Genomic DNA, 7,248 nt, shown 5'->3' on the forward strand with positions numbered 1-7,248 from the left:
GCACTGAATTTCATGGTTATGCACAACTAGAAAAACATCATAACTGTCTGTTTTACTTTGCAAATCCATACCATTCATGGGAACGAGGCACTAATGAGAACACTAATGGCTTGATACGACAATACTTACCAAAACGAACTTCCATGTCACACGTGACACAGAAGCTATGCAACGAAATTGCACACAAATTAAATACGCGCCCACGCAAAAGACTTGGGTATAGAACACCACTGGAGTATATTCATGCGCATCTTTAAAAAGTGTCGCACTTCAAACTTGATACTAAGTTTCCTTGTAGTTAAAATTTTTATTATTGAACCCTATGATTGAAGCCTAACGCCCGCTTAAGGGGCAGCCAACGCCACGACTACGCTTCCGCATAACACCATAAACACACAAACCAACGCATAGTAAAAATGCCGCGCGTTGGCTGTCCCTCTTGAAGCGTTTGTTAGGTGACGGGCAACCATCCTTGATTTTCTTCGCACCAATCATACAAAACGATTAGTTGCTCAAGTTCGTATATAGCTTTGTATAGTTCTCTAAACCTTTTGTGATCACTAAATTCAGCAAATGATTGAATAATTGCATCGTTAGCTAAAAATTCGTGTGCCATATGATTACGGTAGTCTACTACACTCGATAAAAACTCAATGAAATCAGGCCTCAAGCCTTGAGTCTTTAATTCATTTTTTGTTTTTCCCAGAGTCCATTTTTCAGTGAGCTCAATTGGCACATCAAAAAGCCGAAACAAAAGATTTTTCAAATAAAATTCAAGAAGCTGTGCCTTACCCATAAATAAAGCGTATTGCTCTAACACTGGTCTATCTTCGTACTCTTCAACTTTTTTGAGTACTTTCTGCCTTATTTCTGCTCCAGAAAGAGCTTTTTTGTCGTCCACTTATTGCCTCATTACTCAATTGCTCACCTAACGCCCGCTTAAGGGGCAGACAACGCTACTACCAACTTACCGCATAACACCGTAATCACAAAAACCAACGCATAGTAAAAATGCCGCGCGTTGGCTGTCCCTCTTGAAGCGTTTGTTATGTGAATTTTTCCAGCGCGCTCAATACACACAACCATTAAATTCAATGACTTGATCGCTTAAAGCATGACTGCCATTGTAAGACTTAACCATACCTCCACGGTAGACAAACTGATTCCAATTTTTCCGCTCCACGTCGAAGTAATGGATAGGCAAAACTAACTCCGAATACCCTGAGCTTCGATAAACATCTGGCTCATAAGCGAAGAGAAAAGAATGAGTTACCCCAAAAGACACTAAGCATCGATCGAGTTCTTTCACGATGACTTTAGCTAAGCCCAAACCACGCTTACTTGGTGTAATGGCAATACCACCAATTATGCCCCCTTTGAAGCTTATTGAGCCCTGCTTCATTAAACGACTATAAGCAAAACCAGTAGCGATAATCTGATTATCGTCTTTAATGAGAATTGCACAGACGAACTCACGATTGAAAATGAACATGGAATCTTGGCCAAAAACGGAGTTTAGATGAGCATTAAGTTCAGCTTCGTAAGCCCCAATCTGACCACTTTTGACAACTGATATTTTCAAGGTTGACTCCATTCACATAACGCCCAATTAAGGGGTGAGCAACGCTACCACCTGACCTAAAGCATTGCACCTTAACCACTAAAATTGAAGTAGAAGCAAAAATGCCATGCGTTGGGAATCCCTCTTAAATTGTTTGTTAAACCGCTGGACTCATTCGCCCAAAGTAAACCAGCCAAGAATTGGTGAGCCTACAATAGCTATAATGATTCCCCAAAAGGTGGCTGTATGATAACTATTCAGATATTTGAATTTGTTTGATGATTTTAATGCCTGTTTGTAACCCGACTCTGTAAAGTAGTAACTACATCGGTCACGCACTAAAAAGTTGTTTTTGACCATGCCGTTAAAAATGGTATGCACCATTAACTCATCTGTATAACCATCTAAACGCGAAAGTGCACGTTGATCATTAATAAGTTCAGAGAGTACCGAGTGATTATCTTTTACAAATTTCATTGGTATAAATCCGTACGAACCAATTTGAGCACAAGTTTTATGTCTTTTGTTGTATTGCTTATACATCAATTTCAAAAGTTGGTTCAACTTAACATCCGCTATATTTACTGAATCATCACGAGGATTCATAACATCTCCTTTTTATAGTGCGGTTTAACGCCCGGCTAAGGGGTTGACAACGCATTGCCGAACTTAAAAAACACACTGTAAACACTGAACTTCAATTTTGTACTAAAGCCGCCACGCGTTGGCAATCCCTCTTGAGCCGTTTGTTATGCAAATTCAATAAGATAAACTTAACTTACACGACCAAAAGCCACAATTGCAATAGTTGAGTGATTCAAGAATCAACCCAAGCAAGAGCCGTGATAAATGAGCTACCAAAACAAAGTCCACCTTTCAGCAACAAACCAAGCTTTTATGTTAGGAAAACTCAACGAGCGAAAACTTCAGCAAGTACAAAATGCTCGATAAACTTGTCCTTTCCACACTTTGCGCCCGCTGAATTGGCAGCAAGCCAACGCTAAAAATGATTGAGGCAAACCAAGAATCTTGTCTGTTTTACGGTTTGAGTTAACCACGAATCTGAGGGTGAAAAAGTTCATTTGCCGACAACACAAAACGAATAGCCGGAGAAATCCCAAAAGATTGAGCCCCTAAATTAACCTGAGTTGCATAACGCCGCGTTAAGGGGCAACCAACGCTACTACTAAGCTTCTGCATAACACCGTAATCACAAAAACCAACGCATAATAAAAATGCCACGCGTTGGCTGCCCCTCTTGAACGCTTTGTTATATGACTTTACGCGCGATGATATGAACCGCATTACTGACATGACCTGAAATGGTTGAAGTTTCAGATACTTTCGACAATTCAATATTGAAGTTTGATAGCAAAGCCTCAATCTCTTTTGGCCGACTATGCCACATTTCGATACCTAAACCTGATAAAAAATGTAGACTTTCGATTGAACAAAACTCAGCTAAATACAACACACCGTTGGGTTTCAAAACCCGCCAGAGTTCAGATACTACTTTTTCACGAGAATCCTGAACAGGTATACAAGTCAATACTGCACATACCACTATCGCATCAAAATAATTGTCTGAAAAAGAAAATAAACCATCTTGTTGATAACGTAAATCAAGTTCAGGATATTCGGTTAGACCTCGATTAATCATTTCTTTTGATGAATCTACACCAACTAAATCCTTATAACCCAACTTCTGAAGCTGATTTGAAATACGTCCGTAACCACAACCAAAATCTAAAATTTTACCATTTCGGGGAATCGATATTAAAAAGTCTTCCACAGAAATTTCAAGATTGAAATCAACATGATCTGCAACATGATCCCATCTGATCAAAACTGGACTCCTTTAGTCATATAACGCCTGCATAACACGTTTACTACTATGCAATTATACTTAATATTGACGCCTTAAAACGAGAAACACCCGACAACCTGAGACGCCGAGTGTAGTAAATCGTGTTGATGCACTTGTTATGTTCGTTTCTAATTAGTATTAGAAGTTAAATTTATGAAATATTTGTTCTCTTATCGAAAGAGGCAATACAAAATTAACACCTAAAGGGCTATTAAAATGGAAACTTTTACGAAACTCATAAAATATTTTATGGTATATATCATCAACCTCTATACCTTTGTAAAAATAGTCATTTATATACCTAACAAAAAAGCCAGCTAACAGATCTGCAACCTGTACTCCCGTTGAACCTTCTGAGTCAGTAAAAATTAATGGCATTGATTCATTTATATCAAAATCTGCATTAATAATGGGAGGTTCATTATCAGATTTCTTAAAATCTTTAAGTGATTCTACATTATTAGAAAAAATATCATCATAATCATCTTGCACGTCGTGATAAAGTGTAACCGAGCCAATATCACCAAGATGATACTTATTTAATCGACCTACAATATTATAAATACAATGAATATGGGGTAGTAGCTTTATGTTCTTCCGTTTATTTTTTCGCTTACCTTTAGAGGATTCATCAGGAATAGGTACAAACATTTTTAGGGCCTTTTCTTCTCCATGACGACCTTTCATTATCATATAGTCATCAACTGATTCTTCTACTAATTTGCTAGCACCTTCCATTTCACATTTTTTAGCACTAAAGAAGTCTCGTAGGCTTATCATCGCATCTAAAACACTCTCTTCAGTGCATAAAAGGCATGCATCATTGAATTTTTTAAAATTTTCTTCAGGAAGATTAAAAGCTAAATAACCAGCAATCACATTTCTATAATGTTGAATCTCGCCATCTGATTCATCTGGCATGATGTATGGCGGTAAAATATGGTGGTTAACAATTGATGTAGTTATACAATACTTTTTATCTACTAGCTCAACAAGCAATGGCATACGATTATTAACAATATACTCCGCCAATTTTAAAAAAAATTCAGGATTATTTTTATATAACTCACTAGATTTTAATTCTGTGTCAATTCCGTACTCTTCCTGTAACTGTTTAACAAATTTATCTATTTCCTCTGTTTGATCAATCCCAATACAAGAAAGAGCAAATAAAGGCTGCCCAGCGAATTTTAAATCAAATCGCTTTTTTAAAAGATCACCAGTATTCCCACATTCATCTAAATAATAATTATACATATAATTTTCCCTATAGAACATAACGCCCGGCTAAGGGGTTGACGACGCACCACCGAACTCAAAAAACACACTGTAAACACTGAACTTAAATTTTGCACTAAAGCCGCCACGCGTTGGCAATCCCTCTTGAGCCGTTTGTTATGCAAATTCAATGAGATAAACAGAATTTACACGACCAAAAGCCACAATTGCAATGGTTGAGTGATTCAAGAACCAACCCAAGCAAGAGCCGTGATAAATAAGCCGCCAAAACAAAGCCCACCTTTCAACAACAAACCAAGCTTTTGAATGAGACAAACTCAACAAGCAAGACTTTCAGCAAATGCGAAATACTCGATAAACTTGCCCTTTCCACACTTTGCGCCCACTGAATTTACAACGCGCCAGCGCTAAAACTGATTGAGGCAAACAAAGAACCTTGCCTGTTTTACGATTTAAGTTAACCACGAATTTGAGGGTGAAAATGCTCATTTGCCGACAACATAAAACGAATGGCCGGAGAAACCTAAAAAGATTGAACTCCTAAATTTACCTGAGTTGCATAACGCCGCATTAAGGTGTGACCAACGCTACCACGAATCTTAACCAGACCACCGTAAACACTAAACCCAACGATGGAATGAAAAATGCCATGCGTTGGGAATCACTCTTAAATGCTTTGTTAGTTTCATTTTTCAAGCGCAAGACATTGATATTGCGCTATTTTATTTAAATCCGTCGTATATTGCGGAAACTCAGATTGTAACAAGCATAGAGCATCAGCAAATGTGATTTGATGCAAATTTGACGTGTAATCAAAGATTAAGCAATTTATACGTGATTCAAACGATTCTATACCCGGCTCAGCCTTGCATTGCCCCCACATGACTTGATCGATTTCATCTTCGGGGTCTTCCAAAGGACTATTGGCCTGAACATATAAGTTTGACAGCATTGCTTCATACAGCGATGTTGATAACTGATCTTTGCAACGTAATAGCCAAGCCAAAGTGATCAAGTTGTGTCCAAAGAAACCAAACTGCTCAATACAAGATGATAATACATCTGAGAGACTGGTCTTTACTGGCACTGGTTTCGAGTTGACGTTATCTATATTTGAAAACGTAGACGTAACGAACTCTGTAAAACGATTCAGAAAGGCTGGGATCTGATGCTCATTCAATTGCCTAAAGACACTATTCATTGCAAGCAATATCGTCACATTGTGGGATAAGTATTCATTAGCAGATGCTGCTTTGGTGGCAAAGTGGCTAAAAACCTCATCAAAACCTTTGTTTTGATACCACTGAAAAGTAGCTTGATAAGCTGCAGGATAAATACCACGATTCAGTATTCTTTGAATACGAAAGTCTTGTAATGCTGGTGCTTGAACAGATCCCTCATATGTAGGCTGTACCAAAACTGAATCATTAGCCATCAAAATAGACGTATGAGAAAAAAGTTTGTCATTTTCACCAAAACGTTTAGCAAGGAAATTTGCTGATAAAAATGCTTTCAACGCATGAGGTTGATGAATTATTGCCCCACTATGTAAGGCTTGCTCTAACAATTCCGAATTGTTCATATGTCCTCCATGAAACTAACGCTTTGCTAAGCGGTTGCGGTGAATTGGCGACTTGTTTGCGTTTTTATGCAAACAAGGTGACAGTTTACCGCAATCCGACTTGAGCAACTTGTTAACTGGTTGATTCACCATAGCCTCTCACTGCTATTGATATTTGTTCAAAGTATTTTGATTTTTCAATATCTTGTATTAAACATTCTTTGTCTTCTTCATCTGTGGTGATGGCCAACTCTTGAAGTAGATCTTCTGTTATTGACGAACGCCAGAAGCTTAACCCTAAAGAGGGAAAAGTATAAGAATAGCCAAGCTCGGAATCGTTATTATCAAGGGCACCAAACGATTCTGTATGGGTTACAACATCTTGAACAGAGCTATTGAAAAGGTCCATTTCTTCAAATATGACTTTGGATGAAATATTGTTATTAATTGCTATCCAATTAGCTTGACCAGTTTCTTGGTCATAGGTGACCTGGATTGAACTTTCTAAGAAATAGTCACTTTCTTGAAACGCAATGCCGCTAGAAGTATGTGCTGGAATATTATCGGCAGGGCTTCCTACTGCCTTTCTGATTTCCTCTTTGGACATACCGAGTTTCAATTTCCCTACCCCTTTAAAAGGTAACACTTCGATCATGCTATTCCTCAGTTAACGCCCGGCTAAGGGGTTGACAACGCACCGCCGAACTCAAAAAACACACTGTAAACACTGAACTTCAATTTTGCACTAAAGCCGCCACGCGTTGACAATCCCTCTTGAGCCGTTTGTTAGGCCAACCGATTGACAACGATACTTTCAAAACCAAAGAACGAGCTTTTTTGCAAACTTAAAACAAACTAACCCATTCATTTATAAACCAAAACCCTAAATCAGCAAAGAAACAAAAAATTCAAATTAAGCGATTTGGAAGAAAAGTGACGAGCGTAGCATGCTCGGCGGACGTTTGGATGCTGAAGGTTATTTTGCCGACAAATTCACAACGATGAACAACCCAACGCGAT

General features: G+C 38.3%; 8 protein-coding genes. 1 reads left to right on the forward strand and 7 read right to left on the reverse strand.

The window, feature by feature from the left end:
- The coding region (locus tag AACT42_RS01455; protein ID WP_141194999.1) for an IS30 family transposase at nucleotides 1–257 on the forward strand (257 nt) is incomplete at its 5' end.
- 194 nt (nucleotides 258–451) lie between these two features.
- Here AACT42_RS01455 and AACT42_RS01460 read toward each other — a convergent pair.
- The 7 genes from AACT42_RS01460 to AACT42_RS01495 all read right to left on the reverse strand — a co-directional run bounded on the left by AACT42_RS01460 (nucleotide 452) and on the right by AACT42_RS01495 (nucleotide 6,883).
- Complete coding sequence (locus AACT42_RS01460) at nucleotides 452–901, reverse strand: hypothetical protein (RefSeq protein WP_094183082.1); 450 nt, start codon at nucleotides 899–901, stop codon at nucleotides 452–454.
- A 168-nt stretch (nucleotides 902–1,069) separates the two neighbouring features.
- Nucleotides 1,070–1,582, reverse strand: coding sequence for a GNAT family N-acetyltransferase (locus AACT42_RS01470; protein ID WP_094183092.1), 513 nt, complete (start codon nucleotides 1,580–1,582; stop codon nucleotides 1,070–1,072).
- A gap of 150 nt (nucleotides 1,583–1,732) precedes the next feature.
- A complete protein-coding gene (locus AACT42_RS01475) occupies nucleotides 1,733–2,167 on the reverse strand; it encodes a hypothetical protein (RefSeq protein ID WP_094183084.1) in 435 nt (144 codons plus the stop codon).
- A gap of 664 nt (nucleotides 2,168–2,831) precedes the next feature.
- A complete protein-coding gene (locus AACT42_RS01480) occupies nucleotides 2,832–3,407 on the reverse strand; it encodes a class I SAM-dependent methyltransferase (protein ID WP_094183085.1) in 576 nt (191 codons plus the stop codon).
- Nucleotides 3,408–3,566: 159 nt separating this feature from the next.
- Nucleotides 3,567–4,685, reverse strand: a complete 1,119-nt coding sequence (locus AACT42_RS01485) for a DUF3800 domain-containing protein (RefSeq protein WP_094183086.1) — start codon at nucleotides 4,683–4,685, stop codon at nucleotides 3,567–3,569.
- A gap of 667 nt (nucleotides 4,686–5,352) precedes the next feature.
- Nucleotides 5,353–6,249, reverse strand: coding sequence for a hypothetical protein (locus AACT42_RS01490; protein WP_094132159.1), 897 nt, complete (start codon nucleotides 6,247–6,249; stop codon nucleotides 5,353–5,355).
- 112 nt (nucleotides 6,250–6,361) lie between these two features.
- On the reverse strand, nucleotides 6,362–6,883 hold the full coding sequence (locus tag AACT42_RS01495; RefSeq protein WP_094167968.1) for a hypothetical protein: 522 nt from the start codon (nucleotides 6,881–6,883) through the stop codon (nucleotides 6,362–6,364).
- Nucleotides 6,884–7,248: the final 365 nt, after the last annotated feature.

The organism is Vibrio sp. V15_P4S5T153 (assembly GCF_963874485.1).
Lineage (GTDB): Bacteria > Pseudomonadota > Gammaproteobacteria > Enterobacterales > Vibrionaceae > Vibrio > Vibrio anguillarum.